The sequence below is a fragment of the Streptomyces sp. SBT349 genome (assembly GCF_001083795.1).
Taxonomy (GTDB): Bacteria; Actinomycetota; Actinomycetes; order Streptomycetales; family Streptomycetaceae; genus Streptomyces.
In genome coordinates this window covers 1-20,498 of sequence record NZ_LAVK01000120.1, presented here as the reverse complement: position 1 = coordinate 20,498, position 20,498 = coordinate 1, and the positions used below count along the sequence as shown (strand labels likewise).

20 protein-coding genes are annotated in these 20,498 nt (G+C 75.1%); 11 read left to right on the top strand and 9 right to left on the bottom strand.

The genetic code is table 11. From position 1 onward, the window contains the following. Positions 1-58 precede the first annotated feature (58 nt). On the top strand, positions 59-1,525 hold the full coding sequence (locus ADY01_RS16740) for an alpha/beta hydrolase (RefSeq protein ID WP_053170922.1): 1,467 nt from the start codon (positions 59-61) through the stop codon (positions 1,523-1,525). Between the two features lie 52 nt (positions 1,526-1,577). Here ADY01_RS16740 and moeZ read toward each other — a convergent pair whose 3' ends face one another. The 6 genes from moeZ to ADY01_RS16710 all read right to left on the bottom strand — a co-directional run bounded on the left by moeZ (position 1,578) and on the right by ADY01_RS16710 (position 8,896). Further along, positions 1,578-2,756 (bottom strand): adenylyltransferase/sulfurtransferase MoeZ, encoded by a 1,179-nt coding sequence (moeZ, locus tag ADY01_RS16735; RefSeq protein ID WP_049573412.1) that lies wholly within the window; start codon positions 2,754-2,756, stop codon positions 1,578-1,580. A gap of 145 nt (positions 2,757-2,901) precedes the next feature. Next, the gene (locus ADY01_RS16730; RefSeq protein ID WP_049573410.1) at positions 2,902-3,828 is read right to left on the bottom strand and encodes an NAD-dependent epimerase/dehydratase family protein; all 927 of its coding nucleotides are present in this window, start codon (positions 3,826-3,828) and stop codon (positions 2,902-2,904) included. A gap of 67 nt (positions 3,829-3,895) precedes the next feature. Then, positions 3,896-4,999, bottom strand: coding sequence for a hypothetical protein (locus tag ADY01_RS16725; RefSeq protein ID WP_053170917.1), 1,104 nt, complete (start codon positions 4,997-4,999; stop codon positions 3,896-3,898). Further along, entirely contained in the window at positions 4,996-6,648 is a 1,653-nt protein-coding gene (locus ADY01_RS16720; protein WP_053170914.1) for a DUF3492 domain-containing protein, read from the bottom strand. The genes ADY01_RS16725 and ADY01_RS16720 overlap by 4 nt, the downstream gene beginning before the upstream one ends. 158 nt (positions 6,649-6,806) lie before the next feature. Next, positions 6,807-7,673 carry a DUF3152 domain-containing protein gene (locus ADY01_RS16715; protein WP_053170911.1) on the bottom strand — a complete coding sequence of 289 codons (867 nt, stop codon included), beginning with the start codon at positions 7,671-7,673 and terminating at the stop codon, positions 6,807-6,809. A gap of 257 nt (positions 7,674-7,930) precedes the next feature. Next, positions 7,931-8,896: an alpha/beta fold hydrolase gene (locus tag ADY01_RS16710; RefSeq protein ID WP_049573407.1), complete on the bottom strand. Its 966-nt coding sequence runs from the start codon at positions 8,894-8,896 to the stop codon at positions 7,931-7,933. A gap of 102 nt (positions 8,897-8,998) precedes the next feature. Here ADY01_RS16710 and ADY01_RS16705 point away from each other — a divergent pair, with 102 nt between their 5' ends. The 7 genes from ADY01_RS16705 to ADY01_RS16675 all read left to right on the top strand — a co-directional run bounded on the left by ADY01_RS16705 (position 8,999) and on the right by ADY01_RS16675 (position 13,683). Then, positions 8,999-9,283, top strand: a complete 285-nt coding sequence (locus ADY01_RS16705; RefSeq protein ID WP_049573404.1) for a hypothetical protein — start codon at positions 8,999-9,001, stop codon at positions 9,281-9,283. 138 nt (positions 9,284-9,421) lie between these two features. After that, entirely contained in the window at positions 9,422-10,051 is a 630-nt protein-coding gene (locus ADY01_RS16700; RefSeq protein WP_049573401.1) for a TetR/AcrR family transcriptional regulator, read from the top strand. A gap of 125 nt (positions 10,052-10,176) precedes the next feature. Next, positions 10,177-10,404: a DUF3107 domain-containing protein gene (locus ADY01_RS16695; protein ID WP_049573397.1), complete on the top strand. Its 228-nt coding sequence runs from the start codon at positions 10,177-10,179 to the stop codon at positions 10,402-10,404. 200 nt (positions 10,405-10,604) lie between these two features. After that, positions 10,605-11,555, top strand: a complete 951-nt coding sequence (locus ADY01_RS16690; RefSeq protein WP_049573427.1) for a DMT family transporter — start codon at positions 10,605-10,607, stop codon at positions 11,553-11,555. Further along, the gene (locus ADY01_RS16685) at positions 11,552-12,145 is read left to right on the top strand and encodes a suppressor of fused domain protein (RefSeq protein WP_049573394.1); all 594 of its coding nucleotides are present in this window, start codon (positions 11,552-11,554) and stop codon (positions 12,143-12,145) included. Before ADY01_RS16690 ends, ADY01_RS16685 begins: the two co-directional genes overlap by 4 nt. A gap of 43 nt (positions 12,146-12,188) precedes the next feature. Further along, complete coding sequence (locus ADY01_RS16680) at positions 12,189-12,836, top strand: DUF6758 family protein (RefSeq protein ID WP_049573390.1); 648 nt, start codon at positions 12,189-12,191, stop codon at positions 12,834-12,836. Between the two features lie 4 nt (positions 12,837-12,840). Continuing rightward, on the top strand, positions 12,841-13,683 hold the full coding sequence (locus ADY01_RS16675; protein WP_049573387.1) for a PHP domain-containing protein: 843 nt from the start codon (positions 12,841-12,843) through the stop codon (positions 13,681-13,683). A 22-nt stretch (positions 13,684-13,705) separates the two neighbouring features. Here the strand turns inward: ADY01_RS16675 and ADY01_RS16670 are convergent, their stop codons facing one another. Together ADY01_RS16670 and ADY01_RS16665 are read right to left on the bottom strand one after the other, a co-directional pair. Continuing rightward, the gene (locus ADY01_RS16670; RefSeq protein WP_049573385.1) at positions 13,706-14,137 is read right to left on the bottom strand and encodes a PPOX class F420-dependent oxidoreductase; all 432 of its coding nucleotides are present in this window, start codon (positions 14,135-14,137) and stop codon (positions 13,706-13,708) included. Positions 14,138-14,193: 56 nt separating this feature from the next. After that, entirely contained in the window at positions 14,194-15,090 is an 897-nt protein-coding gene (locus ADY01_RS16665; protein WP_049573383.1) for an alpha/beta fold hydrolase, read from the bottom strand. Positions 15,091-15,232: 142 nt separating this feature from the next. Here ADY01_RS16665 and ADY01_RS16660 point away from each other — a divergent pair, with 142 nt between their 5' ends. Next, complete coding sequence (locus tag ADY01_RS16660; protein WP_049573380.1) at positions 15,233-17,029, top strand: bifunctional metallophosphatase/5'-nucleotidase; 1,797 nt, start codon at positions 15,233-15,235, stop codon at positions 17,027-17,029. Positions 17,030-17,077: 48 nt separating this feature from the next. Here the strand turns inward: ADY01_RS16660 and ADY01_RS16655 are convergent, their stop codons facing one another. Continuing rightward, positions 17,078-18,712, bottom strand: a complete 1,635-nt coding sequence (locus tag ADY01_RS16655) for a DEAD/DEAH box helicase (RefSeq protein ID WP_078900356.1) — start codon at positions 18,710-18,712, stop codon at positions 17,078-17,080. Positions 18,713-19,285: 573 nt separating this feature from the next. Between ADY01_RS16655 and ADY01_RS16650 the strand changes: the two genes are divergently transcribed. Together ADY01_RS16650 and ADY01_RS16645 are read left to right on the top strand one after the other, a co-directional pair. Further along, a complete protein-coding gene (locus ADY01_RS16650) occupies positions 19,286-20,017 on the top strand; it encodes a ferritin-like fold-containing protein (protein WP_049573377.1) in 732 nt (243 codons plus the stop codon). A gap of 25 nt (positions 20,018-20,042) precedes the next feature. Beyond that, positions 20,043-20,498: hypothetical protein (locus ADY01_RS16645; protein ID WP_049573417.1), on the top strand; the 456-nt coding region annotated here is incomplete at its 3' end.

Genomic DNA, 20,498 nt, shown 5'->3' with positions numbered 1-20,498 from the left:
GAACGGGTGATCGCCCTCCACCGGGGCGCCGGGATCCCCCGGTTCCCCCGCCGCGCCCGTGGAGGACGCGCCCGCGCTGCCCGCCGAGTTCACCGGGCAGACGCTCGACTGGACCGGCTGCGAGGCGCCCACCCCGGTGCAGGGGGCCGGCGAGGCGCCCGGCGCCGAGTGGGAGTGCGCCACGCTCACCGTTCCCCTCGACTACGCCGACCCCGCCCACAGCGAGACGATCGGCATCGCGGTCGTCCGCGCCCGTTCCACCGCGGAGAACCACCGCCTCGGCTCCCTCGTGTTCAACTTCGGCGGCCCCGGCGGCTCCGGGGTAGCCACGCTCCCGCGCGCCGCGAGCCGTTACGACGAACTGCGCGCCGGCGGCTACGACCTGGTCAGCTTCGACCCGCGTGGCGTCGGCGAGAGCGCGGGCGTGGTCTGCCGCTCGGACGCCGAGATCGACGCCTCGGGGCAGGAGGACCACGGCCCGCCCCGCACCGCGGAGGAGGAGCGGGAGTACCTCGCGGACAGCCGCGCCTACGCCCACGACTGCGCCGCCAACGCCGGGCGGCTGCTGCCGCACCTCACCACCGAGGACGCCGCCCGGGACCTCGACCTGCTGCGCCAGGCGCTCGGCGACGACCGGCTCCACTACTTCGGCGTCTCCTACGGCAGCAAGCTCGGCGCCGTCTACGCCCACCTCTTCCCCGGCCTCGTGGGCCGCACCGTCCTCGACGCCGTGGTGGACCCCACCCGCGACGTCGCCGAACGCGCCCTGCTCCAGGCCGAGGGCTTCCAGCTCGCCCTGGACAACTACCTCGCCGACTGCGCCGCCGACGGGCCCGCCTGCCCGACCGGCGCGGGCGGACAGGAGGCGTACGACGTGATCAACGGCCTCCTCGCCGACCTGCGCGAGGACCCGCTGCCCACCGCCACCGACCGCGAACTCACCCAGGGCCTCGCGGTGACCGCGCTGCTCTCGGCGCTCTACTCCGAGGCGTCCTGGCCCCACCTCACCGACGCGCTCGCCCAGGCGCTGGACGAGGGCCGCGGGGACCTGCTGCTGGCCGCCGCCGAGGACTACAACGGCCGCGACGAGCAAGGCCGTTACCGCAACCTCCACGCCGCCAACAACGCCATCAACTGCGCGGACTTCTCCTCCAGGCTCACCGTGGAGGACGTCGACGAGCACCGCGCCGCGTTCGAGGCCGCCTCCCCCGTCTTCGGCCCGCACCTGGTCTGGTCGCTGCTGTCCTGCGCCAACTGGCCGGTGACCGGCGTGAGCGACCGGCCCGAGGTCGGGGCCGAGGGCGCCGGCCCGATCCTGCTGCTCGGTACCACCGGCGACCCGGCCACGCCCTACGCCGGGGCGGAGCGGATGCGCGAGGCGCTGGGCGAGGGCGTCGGGGTGCTGCTCACCTACGACGGCGAGGGGCACGGCGCGTACACCAGCGGCAACGCGTGCGTGGTGGAGGCGGTCAACGCCCACCTGCTGGCCGACGAGCCGCCGCCCGACGGCCTGACCTGCGACTGAACGGGGCCGCCCCCGCGCGGCACGTCGCGCGCGCCGGGGGCGGTCGCGTCCGTCAGTAGACGGGCTTCTGCGGCTCGATCTGGTTCACCCAGCCGATGACCCCGCCGCCCACGTGCACCGCGTCCGCGAACCCGGCGTTCTTCAAAACCGCCAGCACTTCCGCGGAGCGGACACCCGTCTTGCAGTGCAGGACGATCCGCTTGTCCTGCGGCAGGTCGCTGAGCGCGCTCCCCATGAGGAACTCGTTCTTCGGGATCAGCCGCGCGCCCGGGATCGAGACGATCTCGTACTCGTTGGGCTCGCGCACGTCGATGATGTCGATCTTCTCGTTGCCGTCGATCCACTCCTTGAGCTGCGCCGGAGTGATCGTCGAGCCCATCGCCGCCTCCTGCGCCTCGTCCGAGACGACACCGCAGAACGCCTCGTAGTCGATGAGCTCGGTGACGGTCGGGTTGTCGCCGCAGACCGCGCAGTTCGGGTCCTTGCGGATCCTGACCTGCCGGTAGGTCATCTCCAGGGCGTCGTAGATCATCAGCCGCCCGACCAGGGACTCACCCGTGCCGGTCAGCACCTTGACCGCCTCGGTGACCTGGATCGAGCCGATGGAGGCGCACAGCACGCCGAGGACGCCGCCCTCGGCGCAGGACGGCACCATCCCGGGCGGCGGCGGCTCGGGGTACAGGCAGCGGTAGCAGGGGCCGTGCTCCGACCAGAAGACCGAGGCCTGGCCGTCGAAGCGGTAGATGGAGCCCCAGACATAGGGCTTGCCGAGCAGCACGCAGGCGTCGTTCACCAGGTAGCGGGTCGCGAAGTTGTCCGTGCCGTCCACGATCAGGTCGTACCCCGCGAACAGCTCCATGACGTTCGACGAGTCGAGGCGCTCCTCGTGCACGTTGACCTGGACGTAGGGGTTGATCCCCTGCACCGTCTCCTTGGCGGACACCGCCTTGGACCTGCCGATGTCCGCCTGGCTGTGGATGATCTGCCGTTGCAGGTTCGACTCGTCCACCTCGTCGAACTCCACGATGCCCAGGGTGCCGACCCCCGCGGCGGCCAGGTACATGAGCGCGGGGGACCCGAGGCCGCCCGCGCCCACGCACAGCACCTTGGCGTTCTTCAGCCGCTTCTGCCCGTCCATCCCGACATCCGGGATGATCAGGTGGCGGGAGTACCTGCGGACCTCGTCGACGGTGAGCTCGGCGGCCGGCTCTACCAGGGGTGGCAGCGACACGGTGACTCCGTGGGGTCATAGGGACAGTCCTTCGGCTTCAACACTGCCATGCGCGGTCCCATTCCGAGACACCCGTCCCACACTCCGGTCGGGCCGCCGGCCCCCAGGTCACCGGGCCGGGGTCACCGGCCCCGAGGCCACCGCCTCACATCCGGCAGGCCGCCTCCATCCAGATGTCGGCCAGCGACTCCTCCAGGCCGATCCTGGCCCGCCAGCCGAGCCGGTCGCGCGCCGTGCGCACGTCCGCCTGCTGCCAGCCGCCGCAGCCGTCCGGATACGGAACGACCGCCACGCCGTCCGGGTGCCGGGGGGCGGGCGGGCCCTCCAGCTCGTGCAGCGTTCCGCCGTAGCCGGAGATGCGCGCCAGCGCGGAGGCCGCGTCGCGCAGCCGGATCGCGTGCCCGGTGCCGATGTTGACGACGCCCTGCGCCGCCGAGAGCGTGGCCGCGTGCGCCGCCCTGGCCACGTCGCGGACGTCCACGAAGTCGCGCTGGACGCCGAGCCCGCCGACCTTCAGCTCGCTGTCGCCGTGCTGCATCGCCCGCCGCAGGGAGTCGGCCAGGCGCCCGAGCGGGGAGCCCGCCGGGGTGCCGGGGCCGGTGGGCGAGAAGACGCGCAGCACGATCGCGTCGAGACCGGAGCCGAGCACCAGCTCGGTGGCGGCGAGCTTGCTCACCCCGTAGGGGCCGCCGGGCCTGGCGATGGCGTCCTCGGCGATCGAGGAGCCGTTCTGCGAGGGGCCGTACTCGGCCGCGCAGCCCAGGTGGACCAGCCTGGCCCGGCAGCCGCTGCGGCGCAGCGACTCGCACAGGGTCGCGGTGGCCACCGTGTTGTGCCGGGCCAGCTCGCTGGCCGTGCCGCGGATGGCGCCCGCGCAGTTGACGACGACGCCGGGGTGGACGGCGTCGAGGAAGCGCGTGAGCGCCCCGGGACTGCCGGTGGACAGATCGAAACGGACATCCGCGTCGTCGCCGCGGCCGAGCGCGGTGAGCTGGACGGCGGGGTCGGCGAGCAGCCGGTCGGCCACGAACCGGCCCAGGTACCCGCCCGCGCCGAGAAGCAGCACTCTCATCGGACGGCCTCCCGCGGGGATTCGGCGGCGACGCCGGGCAACTGTCGGGTCATCGGTTCTGGACTCCTCATATCGCGTGGGAACGGGTCTTGGGGGGACGAGGGGGGCGGCTCCGGGGGTCAGGTGGGCCCGGTCGCGCGGCGCGCGGCGACCGGGGGCGCGCGCGCACGGTGGCGACCAGCAGCGCTGCGGCGGCGGCGCCGCAGGCAAGGGCGGGGACCGCGGCCGGCCCCTGGGCGGTGACCAGCGCCTCGACGGGGCGCGCGAGCCCCGCGCAGCCCGGCAGCCAGGCGCCGCCCGCGAGGGCGAGGGCGAGCAGTTCGAGGCCGCCCGCGGCGGCCAGCCCGGCGGCGGCGGCCTGCCGCCTGCCGTGCGCCACCAGCAGCACGGCGATCGCCAGCAGCAGGCCGAGGGCGGTCGTCGCGGCGAACGCGCCGGGCGTGCCGGGCAGCGGAAGGAGCCGCGCCGCGCCCTGCACGGCGAACAGCCCGGCCAGGACCAGGGCGAGCGCGGCGGCGACCAGGGGCCCGGCCCCCGCGGCGAACTGCCGCAGGCCGCGGCTGGCGGCCAGCAGCCGCAGGCGGCGGACGGCGAACCAGCCGCGGCACCAGGCCATCGGCGCCGCGGCGAACGCCAGCGTGAGCGCGGTGGCGGTCGCCGCGTCGGCGGGCGCGGTCTGGCGTCCCGGCAGCAGCTCGGCCAGCACCGGGTCGCCGAAGAGCGCGTAGCCGAGCGGCGGCAGCGCGCACAGGCCCGCGACGCCCGGCGGCCCCAGGGGGGAGAGGACCAGCCGGGCCGCGGCCAGCGTCAGGGCGGTGAGGCCGAGCGCGAGCACGGCCGCCGCCGGCGGGCGCGCGGTCCCGGCGACCACCGCGCCGGCGCACAGCACGCCGGGCAGGAGCGGGGAGAGCAGGCGCGCGGCGCGCCGCGGCGACCGGGGGCGCGCGACCCGCACGGTGGCGCCTCCCGCGCTGTCGGGCGCCGGCGCGGCACGGGCGTACAGCTCCTCGGCCAGCGAGAAGACGTCGCGGTGCCGGAACCGGGCGGCGGACCGGTCGGTGACGCCCGCGGCCTCGAGTCCCGCCGCGATCTCCAGCGGGTCGACGGCGCGCTCGCACAGCGCCCGGTGGTCCTGGAGCAGCCGGCGCACGGGGTCGGCGGAGGCGGTCACGCCCGCTCCCTCCCGCCGGCGGCGAGGCGTATGGGCTCGGCCGCCCAGCCGGGCCTGGCCGGCCCGGAGGCGGCGCCGCCCGCGCCCAGCTCCCGGTAGATGGCGCCGAACGCCGCCACGTTCCGTTCGACGGTGAAGAGTTCGAGCGCGCGGGCGCGCGCCGCGGCGCCCAGCCGGGCCCGGCGCTCGGGGTCGCGCAGCAGCGCCAGGCAGGCGTCGGCCAGCGCCCCCGGGTCGCGCGGCGGCACCACGAGCCCCGTGCCGCCCACCACCTCGGCCACCGCGCCCACGTCCGTCGAGACGGTGGCCCGGCCGCAGAACATCGCCTCGATCAGCGGCACCGGATAGCCCTCGACGGCGCTGGAGAGCACCGCCACTCCCCCGGCGGCCCGCGCGTAGGCGTCCGCGAGCCCCGGCACCTCGGCGCTCCCCACCTCGGTGAACGTGACGGGCGCCGCCGCCCCGCCCCCGGCGTCGGCCGCCCCGGCCGGGAACAGCCGCGCGGCCAGCGCGCGGCAGCGGGCCGGGTAGGCCGCGTCGGCCGTGCCGTGCGCGCGGGAGTCCACGATCCACAGCCGGGTCGCGGGCTCGGCCGCCCGCACGGCGTCGAACGCGCGCAGCAGCCCGGTCAGATCCTTCTCCCGCACCATGCGCCCGACCCAGACCAGCGCGGGAGGGGCCGGGGCGGCGGGGGCCCCGGCCACGGCGTGGAAGGGGCGCGCGTCCATGCCCGGGTAGACGGTGCGGAGCCGTTCCGGCGCGGCGCCGCACCGCTCCTGCCAGCGCCTGGCGAGCGCGTCGCCGGGCGTGATCAGCGCGGCCCTGGCGTAGATCTCCCGGGCCAGCCGCACCTGGAACGCGCCGAGCAGCGCCCGCACCGGCGCGCCCGCGGCCGACGGCGCGACGGCGTGCGCGCCCAGGGCGGCGCCCGCGACGCTCGCGGCGCTCACCGCGCTTCTCAGGTAGTGATCGCGTACCCGCGCGCCGTGCTCCGTGATCAGCAGCGGCGTGCCGTGGAGGCGGTGGGCCAGCAGCCCGGCCAGCGCCGCGGGCCCGCCGCCGACCGCGTGGCACAGGTCGGCGTCGCCGAGCCCCTGGTCGCCGTACCAGTCGAGGGAGAGCGGGCGCAGCGCGCGCTCCATGCGGTCGGCGACCAGCAGCAGGTCGGCCACCCGCGCGGCCTGCGCGGCGCGCGGCGCCCCCGGCGCCCGGCAGGCCGCCTCCAGCACGCGGACCGCCTCATCGGAGCAGAGCCACGCGCCGAGTCCGCCGTGCGCCGCCGCCAGCGCGGCGAGCCCGTAGAGGCCCGTGGCGAAACGGTCCGCCTGACGGCCGGGGTGCTCCTCGCCGAGCGGCTGGTACCCCGGGCAGAGCGCGGCGGTCAGCTCGGCGAAGCACTCGGCGAACCGGCGCCCCGCCCCGCGCGGCACCCGCCCGGCGGGGGGCGGGCCCCACAGCGGCGCGGTGCGCACCCGGCGCACGTGCGGCGGGGGCGGGCGTCTGGGCCCGTGCTCCTGCCGCCTGCTGCGGCTGAGGGCGCCGATGTCGAAGTCGTGACCGGTCAGGCCGTGCAGCAGCCGGTCGCACCAGGCGACCGACTCGCCCTGCGCATACGGGTATCCACCCTCTGTGAGCAGTGCGACGCGCACCTGCGCACCCCCTCTCTCCGTGTCACTGACGGAAAGACGGTATGTCTACATGTGCCTGGGACGACGGACGGTTGTCCGCCACACCATCAAAAGGGGTGAATATTCGTGACTTCGCGCCGCACCGCGTCGTTAGCGCGCGACGGGTGCGGCGCGAACGGTCAATTCCGCGGATGCGGCCAGGGGTTGGGCCGGCAGGTCACGCCGTCCGTCTCCAGGAACTTGGTCTGCTGCATCATCACCGGCGCCGGCTCGTCCTCGCCCGGACAGACCACGTGCCCGTAGCCGAGGCGGTGCCCGACCTCGTGGTTGATGAGCATCTGCCGGTATCCGGCGATGTCGTCGCCGTAGGTCTCGGCGCCCTGCGCCCACCGCCAGGCGTTGATGATCACGCGCTCGGTGCTGGACGAGTTGCAGGACACGTTGTCCTCGGTGATGTCGAGCCCTGACCTCGCACACCAGTCCGCCGCCGTGCCGGGGCTCGCCAGGGTGACGACGAAGTCGTACTCACCCGAGGAGACGCGGGCGAACGAGCGCTCGCCCTCGTTGCCCCAGCCGCGGCCGTCGCTGAGGGTCCGCTGCACGGCGTCCGCGAAGAACTCGGCGTCCAGGCCGAGCTCCGCCTCCACGTCGACCCGGTAGCGCACCAGCGTGGCCGCGTCCGGGTTGGCCGCGTCCTCGCTGCCGTCGACCGGGACCAGCTCGCCCGAGCCGACCAGGTCGGGGTCCATGTCCACCCGCGTGCCGAGCAGTTCCTCGTAGGTGGGCTCGGGCCCCGGGCCGCGCGAGGGCGGGGCGTCCTCGGGGACGGCGGGGCGCTCCTCGGTGGTCCCGGCGCCGGCCTCGCCACCGGCGGCGGGCGCCGGCTGCTCGGCGTCGGTCACATCGCGGTCGGCCGGGCCCGGATCGGCGACGCGCACGGCGACGGCGATGCCGAGGACGGTCACCACCGCGGCGGCGGCCATCCCGGTGAGCGTCTTGCCCCAGCCGCCGTTCGCCCGGCGGCGCCGGGCGCTATCCCCGCGCATGGCCGCGCGCTTCCTCGGCCGCCCGTGGCGGCGCGACGGCGGCGGGCCCTCCGGCCCCTCCCGGCGCCTGTGCCCCGCGGGTCGGTGCTCCGCCCCCCGCTGGTGGGGGATGGCTCCTCCCGAGAACTGCGCGTCGTCGAAGGCATCCAGATACTCCTGTTTGGGTCCTTGGCCCGCTCTGCCGGGGCCCGGCAGCGGCTCCGGCCGGGGAGCCGGCGCGGGCGGTACGGCCGCGTCACGGTAGTCCATACGCTCCCTCAGCCCGCCGTCGCCGGCATGGCCCCGGGAAGGAAGTCCCGGAACGCGGTGGCCACTTCGTCCGGGTACTCCATCATGGCCATGTGCCCGGCCTCCGGGAGCACGACAAGCCGGGAGAGGCCGAACGTCCTGCTCGCCCGCCGCGCCGCGCGAACCGACACCAGCCGGTCGCGCACCCCGTACATCAGCAGCGTCGGCGCGAGCACCCGCTCGGCCTGCCGCCACAGCGAGTGCTGGCCGCCGAGGGTGTAGGCGTTGACCAGGCCGCGGGCGCTGCGCCCGAGGGAGTCCCAGAAGTACGGCAACGACTGCCGCCGTTCCAGCTCGGCCTCGGCCGCGAAGAACTCCTCCAGCGTGATCCGCGCCGGGTCGCCGTAGCAGAGGCGCAGCACCTGGCGGGCGCGCTGGCCCGCGGGCTGGTCGCGGGTCACCCGGCGCAGCAGCCGCGTGATGCCGGGGACGCCGAGCAGGCCGGTCGGCAGCGCGGTGCGCTGGGGCGAGAGCTCGGGCAGGGCGGGGGAGATCAGGGTGAGGCTGCGCACCAGGTCGGGCCGCAGGGCGGCGACCCGGGTGGTCACGGCGCCGCCCAGCGAGTTCCCGACGAGGTGGACGGGCCCCCGTTCGCCGGCGTCCAGGCAGCGGATCACCGCCCGGGCGTGCCCGTAGACCGAGTAGTCGGGCCGGTCCGCGGGCGGCGAGGCGCCGAAGCCGGGAAGGTCGACGGCCTCGCACTCGACGTCGGAGGAGAGCCGCTGCATCAGGGCCGACCAGTTCCGCGAGGAGCCGCCCAGGCCGTGGACGAAGAGCGCGGGTTCCAGGCCGTCGAGCGCGGCGGCCCGGCGGCGGATCGCCAGGGTCATCCCGGGGAGCGCGACCGAGCGCAGGGTCTCCCCGTCCCGGACCCCGGGCCAGCCCTCCGCGGCGGCGAGCGCGGCTTGAACCCGCTGCTCTTCGGTGGTTGGCATGGCGCCATAGTAAGAGCCCCGCGCGCCCCCTGGCACGCGCCCCTCCGGGTCGCAGGCGATTCGCCGCGTTCGCCTCGCGGTGGCCGCGCCCCTAGGCTGGGAATGGTCCACGAGACCTCAGACCTCTCGGAGGAGGTGGCGGCCGTGTCGCAGGACCCGGGAGAGCCCGAGTCGTTCGACGAGTTCCTCGACGACGAGCACGCGGAAGAGCTGTACGACGAAGAGCTCGACGAGGAGACTCCCGAGGCCGACGCCGCCGAGCAGCGCTTCGATCTGCTCAGCCTGCGCGACGCCCCGCTGACGGAGCGCGGCGTCGAGGACGCCGACCCCGCGGACGCCGCCGAGCAGGCGAGGGTGGTGGACCCCGGGGACGAGGAGTACCGCTGAGCCGGGGGGTGTCCGCAGAGTGAAATCCTGCCCTCACGATGCACGCTGCGCGACTACTCGAACGTACGATGTCGACACGGCGTACGACCAGGACGCGTGCAGTGCCCGCGTTGCACACCACAACCACCGGGAGGCGGCGTGACAGCCACCGAGCAGACCGAGGCGCGTCCGCGTGGTACGCGTTTGCCACGCCGGGCCCGACGCAACCAGCTGCTGGGCGCGGCGCAGGAAGTCTTCGTCGCGCAGGGGTACCACGCGGCCGCGATGGACGACATCGCCGACCGGGCCGGGGTCAGCAAGCCGGTGCTCTACCAGCACTTCCCCGGCAAGCTGGAGCTGTACCTGGCGCTGCTCGACCAGCAGTGCGAGGCGCTGGTGGGGGCCGTCCGCAAGGCGCTGGCCTCCACCAACGACAACAAGCAGCGCATCGCCGCCACCATGGACGCCTACTTCTCCTATGTGGAGCACGAGGGCGGCGCGTTCCGGCTGGTCTTCGAGTCCGACCTGACGAACGAGCCGTCGGTGCGCGAGCGCGTCGACCGGGTCTCGCTCGACTGCGCCAAGATGGTCAGCCCGCTGATCGCCGAGGACGCCGACCTGCCGGAGGAGCAGGCGATGCTGCTCGCGGTCAGCCTGTGCGGCATGGCCCAGATCACCGCGAGGCACTGGCTGAGCTCGGGCCGGCAGGTCCCGCGCGACGTGGCCCGCACCCTGACGGCCTCGCTCGCGTGGCGCGGCATCGCCGGTTTCCCGATGCCGCAGCACTGAGGCGGCACCGACTGTTCGCTCTGGGCGTGGCCACCCGTGCCTGGGTGGCCGAGCGGCGCGGCTAACCTGTGCTCAGTACGGCGCGGACCTGTCGCGCACGTCATGGACCAGCGGAGGGACAAGCCGTGGAGATCAAGATCGGCGTTCAGCACACGCCGCGCGAGATCGTTCTCGAGAGCGGACAGTCTGCCGAGGAGGTGGAGAGCGCGGTCGGCGAGGCGCTGTCCGGCAGCGGGAAGCTGCTCACCCTGGTCGACGAGCACGGCCGCAAGGTCCTGGTCCCGGCGGACCAGGTGGCCTATGTGGAGATCGGCCAGCCGACGGCCCGCCGCGTGGGCTTCGGCACACTCTGAGCGCGAGGCACGCACCCGCACGGCGGCGGCCGGGGCATCCCGGCCGCCGTATCGCTGCGTGCCGCACCTCGCGCCGCGCCTCGTGCCGCGCCACGTGCCCCCGCCCGGCATTCCGCTCGGCCGGGGGCACGCCTAGGGTCTAGGGGAGCCCGTCGGGTCCGGAGGAAGGACCGGAGGAAGCACCGGAGGAAGGAGGAGTGGTGCCGACCACCCGCGCACCGCGCGTAGAACGGTCCCACGCGCCCCTCGTCTCCGCCGTGCCCTCGGGCGTCAGGCTCGACGCCCTGCTGCTCGCCGTGGCCCTCACCACCGTCTCGTTCTCGGGCCCCCTGATAGCGGCGACCGCCGCGCCCGCGCTGGCCATCGCCTTCTGGCGCAACGCGCTGGCCGTGGCCGCGCTCGCCCCCGTCGTCGCGCTCCGCGGGCGGCTGCGCGCCGAGTTGGCGGCGATCGGCCGCCGGACCCTGCTGCTCTCCCTCGGCTCGGGCCTCGCGCTCGCCGCGCACTTCGGGCTCTGGCTGCCCAGCCTCCACCTCACCTCGGTCGCCTCCTCGGTCGCCCTGGTCACCACGACCCCCATCTGGACCACCCTGCTGCTGCGCGTCCTGGGCCGCCGCCCGCCCGCGGCGGTATGGCTCGGCTCGGCGGTCGCGTTCGCCGGGGTCCTGGTCCTGACCGGCGTGGACCTGTCCGTCTCGTCCGAGGCACTGGCCGGCGACGCGCTGGCCCTGGGCGGCGGCATCGCCGCGGCCGGGTACGTGCTGATCGGCGCCGAGGTGCGGCGGACCACGAGCACCACCACGTACACGTTCCTGTGCTACGGCACGACCGCGGCCGTGCTGCTGGTCGTCTGCCTGGTCGCGGGTGCCTCGCTCGGCGGGGGGTACTCCGGCGAGACCTGGCTGAAGCTGGTGGCGCTGACGGCGACCGCCCAGTTCCTCGGCCACTCCCTGATCAACCGCGTGGTGCGTGGCCTCGGCCCGTCGATCACCTCCACCGCCCTGCTCCTCGAGACACCGGGCGCCGCCCTCATCGCCGCCGTCTGGCTCGGCCAGCTCCCCGAGGCCGCCGCCTATCCCGCCCTGGGGCTCATCCTGTCGGGTCTGGCCCTGGTGATCAGGGCCGAACGCGGCGGGCAGGAGGACACATGACCGGCGTTCTGGCCCGGGTCGAGGACCGGCTGCGGGCGGTGCTCGGCGAGCCCGACGCCCGCGCCGCGGTGACCTTCCTCGGCACGGAACGCATCGAGGTGCTGCGCTTCCCCGATCCGGGCGCCCGCCTGGTCCGTTACGCCACGCTCGGGATGTCGGGCGCGCCGATGGCCGACCCGACCGCACCCGTCGCCGACCCCGAACGCGGCCCGCGCGCCGAGCTGTTGCTCACCCTGCGCTCCGGCCGGGCCCCGACCGACGCCGCCCTGCGCCCGCTGGCCGTCGTCGCCGCCTCGCCACAGGTGGAGGGCGTGGTGGTGGCGCCCGGCGGCTCGCTCGACCTGGGCGAGCCGCTGTGGCCCGGGGCGCCGTTCACCGCGGTGCTCATCGGCGAACCGGACGGCACCGTGCCCGAGTTGGTGCTGCCCGCGCCCCGCGACCCGGTCCGCTACCTGCCGCTGCTGCCGATGACGGGGCACGAGGCCGCCTGGCAACGGGCGCACGGCGCGGCGGCGTTGTCGGAACGCTGGGCCCACCACGGCACGGATCTCGCCGACCCCACGCGCGGACAGGTGGCGCTCGGCCCGTGACACGCCTTGACGGACGGGCGCCGCGGAGGGACTGTTGTTCCCCATGAGGGGCGAACCAAGTTGCCCGAAATGCGGTGGGGGGGTGCGCGCGCCCGGCCTCTTCGCCGACTCCTGGCAGTGCGCCGACCACGGTGCCGTGCACCCGCTCCAGCCGGTCATCCCGCCCAGCGTCAACGCGCTCGCGGTCGTCGTCAACCGCACCAAGGTCCCCGTCTGGATGCCCTGGCCGCTCCCGGTGGGCTGGCTGTTCACCGGCATCGCCTGCGCGGGCGACGACCGCAGCGGCGGCCGGGCCACCGCGGTGGCCTGCACGGGGCCGGGACCGCTCGGCGGCCCCGGCGAACTCCTCCTGATCGCCGAGGAGTTGGGCGTCGGGCTCGGCGCCGGGTACGCGGGCATCGAGGGGCCGGACCCCGGGTCCCGGCTGAAGGTGGACGAGCCCCCGCAGGCCAAGGTGCTGGCGGCCGGGCGGCCCACGCCGCTGTGGCTCGTCCACGACGCGCCGCCGGACCGCGCGGTGTTCGCGGGCGAGGCGATGGGGCTGTGGCTGTGGGCGGTGGTCTGGCCACCGGAGTCGGGGCTGCTGATGTACGACGAGCTGGTCCTCACCGACCTGCGCGACGCGGGCTCCGAGGTGGAGCTCGTGCCCTGCGGCGCCCTCTCGCCGCACATCCTGTCGCGGCTATCCTGACCGGGTGCGCATCGACCTGCACGCCCACTCCACCGCGTCCGACGGCACCGACACCCCCGACGAGCTCGTCGCCAAGGCGTCGGCCGCCGGGCTCGACGTGGTGGCCCTGACCGACCACGACACGGTCGCCGGGCACGCCGCCGCGGCCGCCGCGCTGCCGCCGGGCCTCACGCTGGTGACGGGCGCCGAGATCTCCTGCCGCCTGGACGGGGTCAGCCTGCACATGCTGGGCTACCTGTTCGACCCCGACGAGCCCGAACTGGCCCGCGAACGCGACCTGTTGCGCGACGACCGCGTCCCGCGGGCGCGCGGCATCGTCACCAAGCTCCAGGAGCGCGGCGTCCCGATCACCTGGGAGCGGGTCCGTGCGCTGGCCCAGGGCGCCGTCGGCCGCCCGCACATCGCGGCGGCGATGGTCGAGGCGGGGGTGATCCCCGACATCTCGGCCGCGTTCACCGCCGAGTGGATCGGCGACGGCGGGCGCGCGTACGTGGGGAAGCACGAGCTGGACGCGTTCACCGCGGTCCGCCTCCTCCACAACGCGGGCGGCGTCGCCGTCTTCGCCCACCCGCTGGCGCTGCAACGCGGCCGGTGCGTGCCCGAGAGCGCGATCGCCCGCCTCGCCGAGGCGGGGCTCGACGGCGTCGAGGTGGACCACATGGACCACGACGCCGAGGTGCGGGCCCGGCTGCGCTCCCTGGCGGCGGAGCTGTCCCTGCTGCCCACCGGGTCGAGCGACTACCACGGCTCCCGCAAGGAGTGCGGCCTGGGCGAGAACACCACCTCGCCCGAGGTCTACGCCGAGATCGTCACCCGCGCCAAGGGCGCCCGCCCGCTGACGGCCTGAGGCCGTCAGCGGAGCTCGGCCGTCAGCGGAGCTTGGCGCCGTACACGGTGTCGACCGTCATCGTGATCAGCACCCTCCGGTCGGACACCATGACCGACCGGTACTCGTCCCAGTCCGGGTGCTCGCCGGCGGCGGCGCGGTAGTAGTCCACCAGGGCACCGACCTCGGGACCGTGCGGGTCGGTGCCCGGCCCGACGAGTGTGGCCGTGCCCTCGGCGGTGGCCCACTCCCAGCCGTCCTCGCTGGTCACCTCCAGCGAGACCCGGGGGTCCCGGCGCAGGTTCGCGACCTTGGCGGTCCGCTCGGTCGTCGACACCCGGAGGACACCGGCGGCGCGGTCGTAGGACGGCTGGACGGGAGAGAGCTGGGGGCGGCCGTCGGACTTGATCGTCGCGAGCACGCCGAGCCGGCTCCGCGCGAGCAGCGCGTGCGGATCGAAGGATGTGTCAGCCATGTCCGCCCCAACCCGCCGCCCGATGCCGCGTATTCCGCCGCCACTCCCCCGGGCACCTACCGGCGGGCCGCGTGCTCCCTGGCACCCGCGCCGGGAAGGCGCGGCCGGGGCCCCCGGGCGGCCCAGAAGTCGATCAGCGCCTGGGCCGTCGCCGCGGGCCGCTCGGTGTTCGGCGAGTGCTCCGCACCCCTGATCACCGTGCGCCGCGCGCCCAGCCGCTCGGCCATCCGGTCCAGCGCCGGCATCGGCCAGATCCCGTCACGCTCCCCCGACAGCACGTGCACCGGCAGCCCCGCGGCGGCCAGCAGTTCCACCCGGTCCGGCTCGTACCGCAGCGTGCGCCCGGTGGCCGCCAGCTGCGCGGGCGCGTTGGCCAGCCAGCGCCGGCGCAGGAACTCCCCCACCTCCCCCGGCTCCACGCGCTGCGTCAGCCGCCACATCCCGTGCGCGCCCAGCAGCGGCAGCCCGAGCGCCAGCGCCCGCGCCCGCCACCGCTGCCTGCGCACGATCCGCCCCGGGCCCGAGCCGATCAGGGTCAGCGAGGCGAACGGCGGCGTGCGCCCGGCGGCCACCGCCCGGAGCACCGCGCCCCGGGAGATCAGGCCGCCCAGCGAGTGCCCCACCAGGTGGAGCGGGGCGGCGCCCAGCGCGTCGGTCTGCGCCAACACGTCCTCCGCCAGCGCCCCCAGCCGGTACGCCACGCGCCCCTCGGCGCACACCGTCTCGTACTGGCCCCGCCCGTCCACGGCCACCGCCCGGTACCCGGCGGCGGCCAGCGGCGCGAGCAGCGCGATGAAGTCCTCCTTGCTGCCCGTGTAGCCCGGCACCAGCAGCACCGTGCCGACGGTCTCGCAGGTGGGGACGGCGTCCAGCACGGAGAACTCGCCGCGCGCGGTGACGAGCGGGCGGGCCCGCACCTCGGCGGGCGGCACACAGAACGGGGGTCTGCTCACACTCCGACAGTAACCGCCCCCGGGGGACGGCCGCCGACATCGGTCCGTCATCGAGGAGAAACCCTCGGGGGGTGTTGCCGAGGGGAGCGGCTCCGCCAGAATCTACGCGCGTTCCCACGGTCCACCCCGCAAGGAGTCACCCATGTCCCTCGACCGCAGAACCTTCCTCGGCCGCACCGCGGCGACGGGCGCGGGCGTCGCCCTCGCCACGGCCGCGGGCACCGCCCCCGCCGCCGGTGACTGGACCGCGGACCCCACGCGTCTCTCGTTCTCCGTCATGGGCACCACGGACCTCCACGGCAACGTCTTCAACTGGGACTACTTCACCGACGCCGAGTTCGCGGACGAGGAGGGGAACGACATCGGCCTGGCGAAGCTGTCCACCCTCGTCCACCGGATCCGCGCCGAACGCGGCCCCCACCGCACCCTCCTCATCGACGCGGGCGACACCATCCAGGGCACCCAGCTCGCCTACTACTACGCCAAGATCGACCCCATCACCGGCGCCTCCGGCGGCCCGGTCCACCCTATGGCGCTCGCCATGAACGCGATGGGCTACGACGCCGTCGCGCTCGGCAACCACGAGTTCAACTACGGCATCCCGCTGCTGCGCGCCTTCGAGGAGCAGTGCGACTTCCCGCTCCTCGCGGCCAACGCGCTGGACGCCCGGACGGAGCGGCCCGCGTTCCCGCCGTACTGGATCGGCGAGCTGCGCAGCCCGTTCGGCCGGGACGTCAAGGTCGCCGTGCTCGGGCTCACCAACCCCGGCATCGCCCTCTGGGACCGGGCCAACGTCGAGGGCGAGATGATCTTCCCCGGGCTGGAGGAGCAGGCGGCGCGGTATGTGCCCAGGCTCCGCGCCATGGGCGCCGACGTGGTGATCGTCTCCGCGCACTCGGGCACCAGCGGCACCTCCTCCTACGGCGACCAGCTCCCGCACATCGAGAACGCGGCGGCGCTGGTGGCCGAGCGGGTGCCGGGCATCGACGCGATCCTGGTGGGCCACGCGCACGAGGAGATCCCCGAGCGCCGGATCACCAACGCCGAGACCGGCCGGGACGTCGTGCTCTCCGAGCCGCTGATGTGGGGCATGCGGCTGAGCGTCTTCGACATCGACCTGGTCTGGGCGGAGGACCACTGGCAGGTCGCGTCGGTCTCCTCACGGGTGCTCGACGCGAGCACCGCCGAGGAGGACCCCCGCATCACGCGGCTGGTCGCCGAGCAGCACGCCAACGCCGTCGCCTACGTCAACCAGGTCATCGGGACCGCGAGGGAGGCCATGGCGGCGACCGAGGCGCCGTACAAGGACACCGCCATCATCGACTTCATCAACCATGTGCAGGCCGAGACGGTCCGCGCCGCGGTGGCCGGTTCCGAGTGGGCCGACCTGCCGGTGCTCTCCCAGGCGGCCTGCTTCTCGCGCAGCGCCGCGATCCCGGCGGGCGAGGTCACGATCCGCGACGTCGCGGGGATGTACGTCTTCGAGAACACGCTGGAGGCGCGCCTGATCACCGGCGCGCAGCTGAGGGAGTACCTGGAGTTCTCGGCGCAGTACTTCGTGCGGACCCCGGCGGACGCCCCGGTGGACCCGGCGGCGCTCACCAACGCCGAGGGCACGCCGGACTACAACTACGACGTGGTCAGCGGCGTCACCTACGACATCGACATCGCCCAGCCCGCGGGCTCCCGGATCGGCGGGCTGCTCTTCGAGGGCGAGCCGGTGGTGGACAGCGCCGAGTTCATTCTCGCGGTGAACAATTACCGGGCCAACGGTGGCGGAAACTTTCCGCATGTGGCCGCGGCCGAACAGCTCTGGTCGAACTCCGACGAGATCCGCAACACGATCATCGCGTGGGTGCAGGCGAACGGCGAGATCGACCCTGCCGCGTTCGCCTCGGCGGACTGGCGCCTGACCCGGGGTGGCGAACCCGTCTTCTGACGGCCCCGGGCATCGGCGTCGGGCGGCCCGTGGTCCGGGCCGCCGCTCTCATGACTCAGCGGCACCGCCGGCCTGACCGGGCTTCCCCTGGCCACCGCGGGTCCTGCGGCGACGGCGGCGCGGGGTGCGCGGCGCCGCCGCGCTCTCCTCGCCGTCCCCGGCGGGGGCCGCCGCGACGACGGCCGGAGCCGCGGCCTTCGCCGGAGCCGTGCCGGGCACGGAGCCCTCGGTGCCCGCCACCTCGCCGGTGGCCTCGCCGGCCTCACCGTCCGGATCCAGGCCGCCGCGGGTGCGGCGGCGCTGGCGCGGGGCGCGGGTGCGCGGCGGACGGCTCTCGCGCCCCCGGCGCTTGGCGCCGGGACCGCCGAGGTCCTCGACCTCCTCGGCCGCGAGCCCCGCGCGGGTGCGCTCGGCACGCGGCAGCGTGCCCCTGGTGCCCTGGGGGATCCGCAGCGCCTCGAAGAGGTGCGGGGAGGTGGAGTACGTCTCCGGCGGGTCGGGGAACGCCAGGCCCAGCGCCTTGTTGATCAGCTGCCAGCGCGGGATGTCGTCCCAGTCGACCAGGGTGACCGCGATGCCGGTGGCCCCGGCGCGGCCGGTCCTGCCGATCCGGTGCAGATAGGTCTTCTCGTCCTCGGGCGTCTGGTAGTTGATCACATGGGTGACGCCGTCCACGTCGATGCCGCGGGCCGCGACATCGGTGCAGACCAGGACGTCGACCTTGCCGTTGCGGAACGCGCGCAGCGCCTGCTCCCGCGCGCCCTGGCCGAGGTCCCCGTGGACCGCGGCGGCGGCGAAGCCGCGGCGGCCGAGCTGCTCGGCCACGTCGGCCGCGGTCCGCTTGGTGCGGCAGAAGACCATCACCAGCCCCCGGCCCTCGGCCTGGAGCATGCGGGCGACCATCTCGGGCTTGTCCATGGAGTGGGCCCGGAAGACGTGCTGCGTGGTGTTCGCCACCGTCGCGCCCTCGTCGTGCGGCTCGGAGGCGCGGATGTGGGTGGGCTGGCTCATGTAGCGCCGGGCGAGGCCGATGACCTGGCCCGGCATGGTGGCGGAGAAGAGCATCGTCTGCCGCTTGGGGGGCAGCAGCTCGATGATCTTCTCGACATCGGGGAGGAAGCCGAGGTCGAGCATCTCGTCGGCCTCGTCCAGGACGAGGCAGCGCACCTCGGACAGGTCCAGCTTGCGCTGGCCCGCCAGGTCGAGGAGCCGTCCCGGGGTGCCGACGACGACGTCCACGCCCTTGGCCAGGGCGTCGACCTGCGGTTCGTAGGCGCGGCCGCCGTAGATCGACAGCACCCGCACGTTCCTGACCTTGCCGGCGGTCAGCAGGTCGTTGGTCACCTGCTGGCACAGCTCGCGCGTGGGCACGACGACGAGCGCCTGCGGTGCGTTGGTCAGCCGGGTGGGCTCGGCCCGCCCGGACTCGACGTCGGCGGGGACGGTGACGGCCTCCAGCAGGGGCAGGCCGAAGCCGAGCGTCTTCCCGGTGCCGGTCTTCGCCTGCCCGATGACATCGGTGCCGGCGAGGGCGACGGGGAGGGTCATTTCCTGGATGGGGAACGGGGTCGTGATGCCGACGGCCTCCAGGGCCTCGGCTGTCTCGGCCAGGATCCCGAGATCCCGAAAACTCGTGGGTGTGGTGGTAGCGGACAGGGTGGTTGCCTCTTCTGTGTGACGCACGGCACCCGGCGGCGAGGCGGGTCGTTTTCACCGCGCCGTCGAGTGGCGGCCCCGGTGGGGGGCCGGCCGTCCGGTGCGGGACCCGGTCGTCTCGCTCAAGCGCACGCACCGCGCGAGCGGGGTCCCTCATGCCGCGGTGTGTGCGAGGGCTCCCGGACGTCGAGTCAGGGGGTCCCCCACCGCACCGCGCTGGAGGGCTGGTCAGGTCGGAGCCGATCGGGCCACCGACCGGGCATCCTCGGGCGGCCTGGGCATCCGGCACCTTCCGGGCCCAGGTCTCCGGCATGGGGATGGGCCCACCTCATACAAGTGGGCCGCTATACCACTGTACCCCGGAACGGCGCACATGCGGCAGGCCCTGTCCACGGGTGATCGCCCGCGGACCCCGGGAGCGTTCCCCGATCGGCGGGTGACCGCGGGCGGGAGGGGCGGCGGGACCGGCGGGAAACCACCGGCGAACGGGCGTGCGCGTCCGGGGAACGACCGCGGCCACGGCCACCCCGGCCAGCGGCTATTGTGCACGGCGTGACCAGTAGCCGGGCGGGCGCCGCGACCGCCCGCGGAGGAGTTCTGATGGAGACGCCCGAGACCTCGCCCCCCGCCGCCGAGACGCCGCAGACCACGGCGGACTGGGCGGAGGCGTCCGCCGACCCGCGGTACCGGGCGGCCGTGGTCGACCTGCTGGGCGCGCTGGCCTACGGCGAGCTCGCGGCGTTCGAGCGGCTCGCGGACGACGCCAAGCTGGCGCCGACCCTGGGCGACAAGGCCGCGCTGGCCCGGATGGCGGCGGCGGAGTTCCAGCACTTCGAGCAGCTCACCGAGCGGCTGCGCCGGATCGACGAGGACCCGACGGCGGCGATGGAGCCGTTCGCCTCCGCCCTGGAGGACTTCCACCGGCTGACCGCGCCGTCCGACTGGCTCGAGGGCCTGGTCAAGGCGTATGTGGGCGACGCGATCGCCGCCGACTTCTACCGCGAGGTCGCCGCCCGCCTCGACTCCGACACTCGCTCCCTGGTCCTCGGCGTGCTGGACGACACCGGCCACGCCTCCTTCGCCGTCGAGAAGGTGCGCGCCGCGATCGAGGCCGAGCCGCCGGTCGGCGGCCGTCTCGCGCTGTGGGCGCGGCGGCTGATGGGCGAGGCGCTCTCCCAGGCCCAGCGCGTGGTGGCGGACCGCGACGCGCTCTCCACCATGCTGGTCGGCGGGGTGGCCGACGGGTTCGACCTGGCGGAGATCGGCCGCATGTTCTCGCGCATCACCGAGGCCCACACCCGGCGGATGGCCGCCCTCGGTCTGTCGGCGTAGGGCCACCGGGGCTACGCTCCCGGGCATGACGACGATCGCCGCGTTCGACCTGGCCCTGATCGAGGAGTCCGCGAAGAAGTCCGGGCTGGTGTGGGTGCGGGGCCCCGAGGGCCCGGCGCGGGCGCTCTGGCACGTCTGGGCGGACGGCGCGGTCTGTCTCGTCGGCGGCCCGGGTGAGCAGCCGCTCGACGGGCTCGGCCTGGCCGAGGGCGTCGCGGCCACGGTGACCTGCGGCAGCAAGGACAAGGGCGGGCGGCTGATCGTCTGGCCCGCCGTGGTGGCCGAGCCCGCCCCCGGCAGCGAGAGCTGGCAGCAGGCGGTGGACGCGCTCGGTGCCAAGCGGCTGAACGCCCTCGACGCCGACGGGCTCACCGAGCGCTGGGCCACCGCGTGCAGGGTCCTGCGGTTCGAACCGGCCGGAGAGCCCTCGCAGCGCCCCGGCGCCATGCCCTCCGACTCCCCCGGCGCGCCGCCGCTGCCC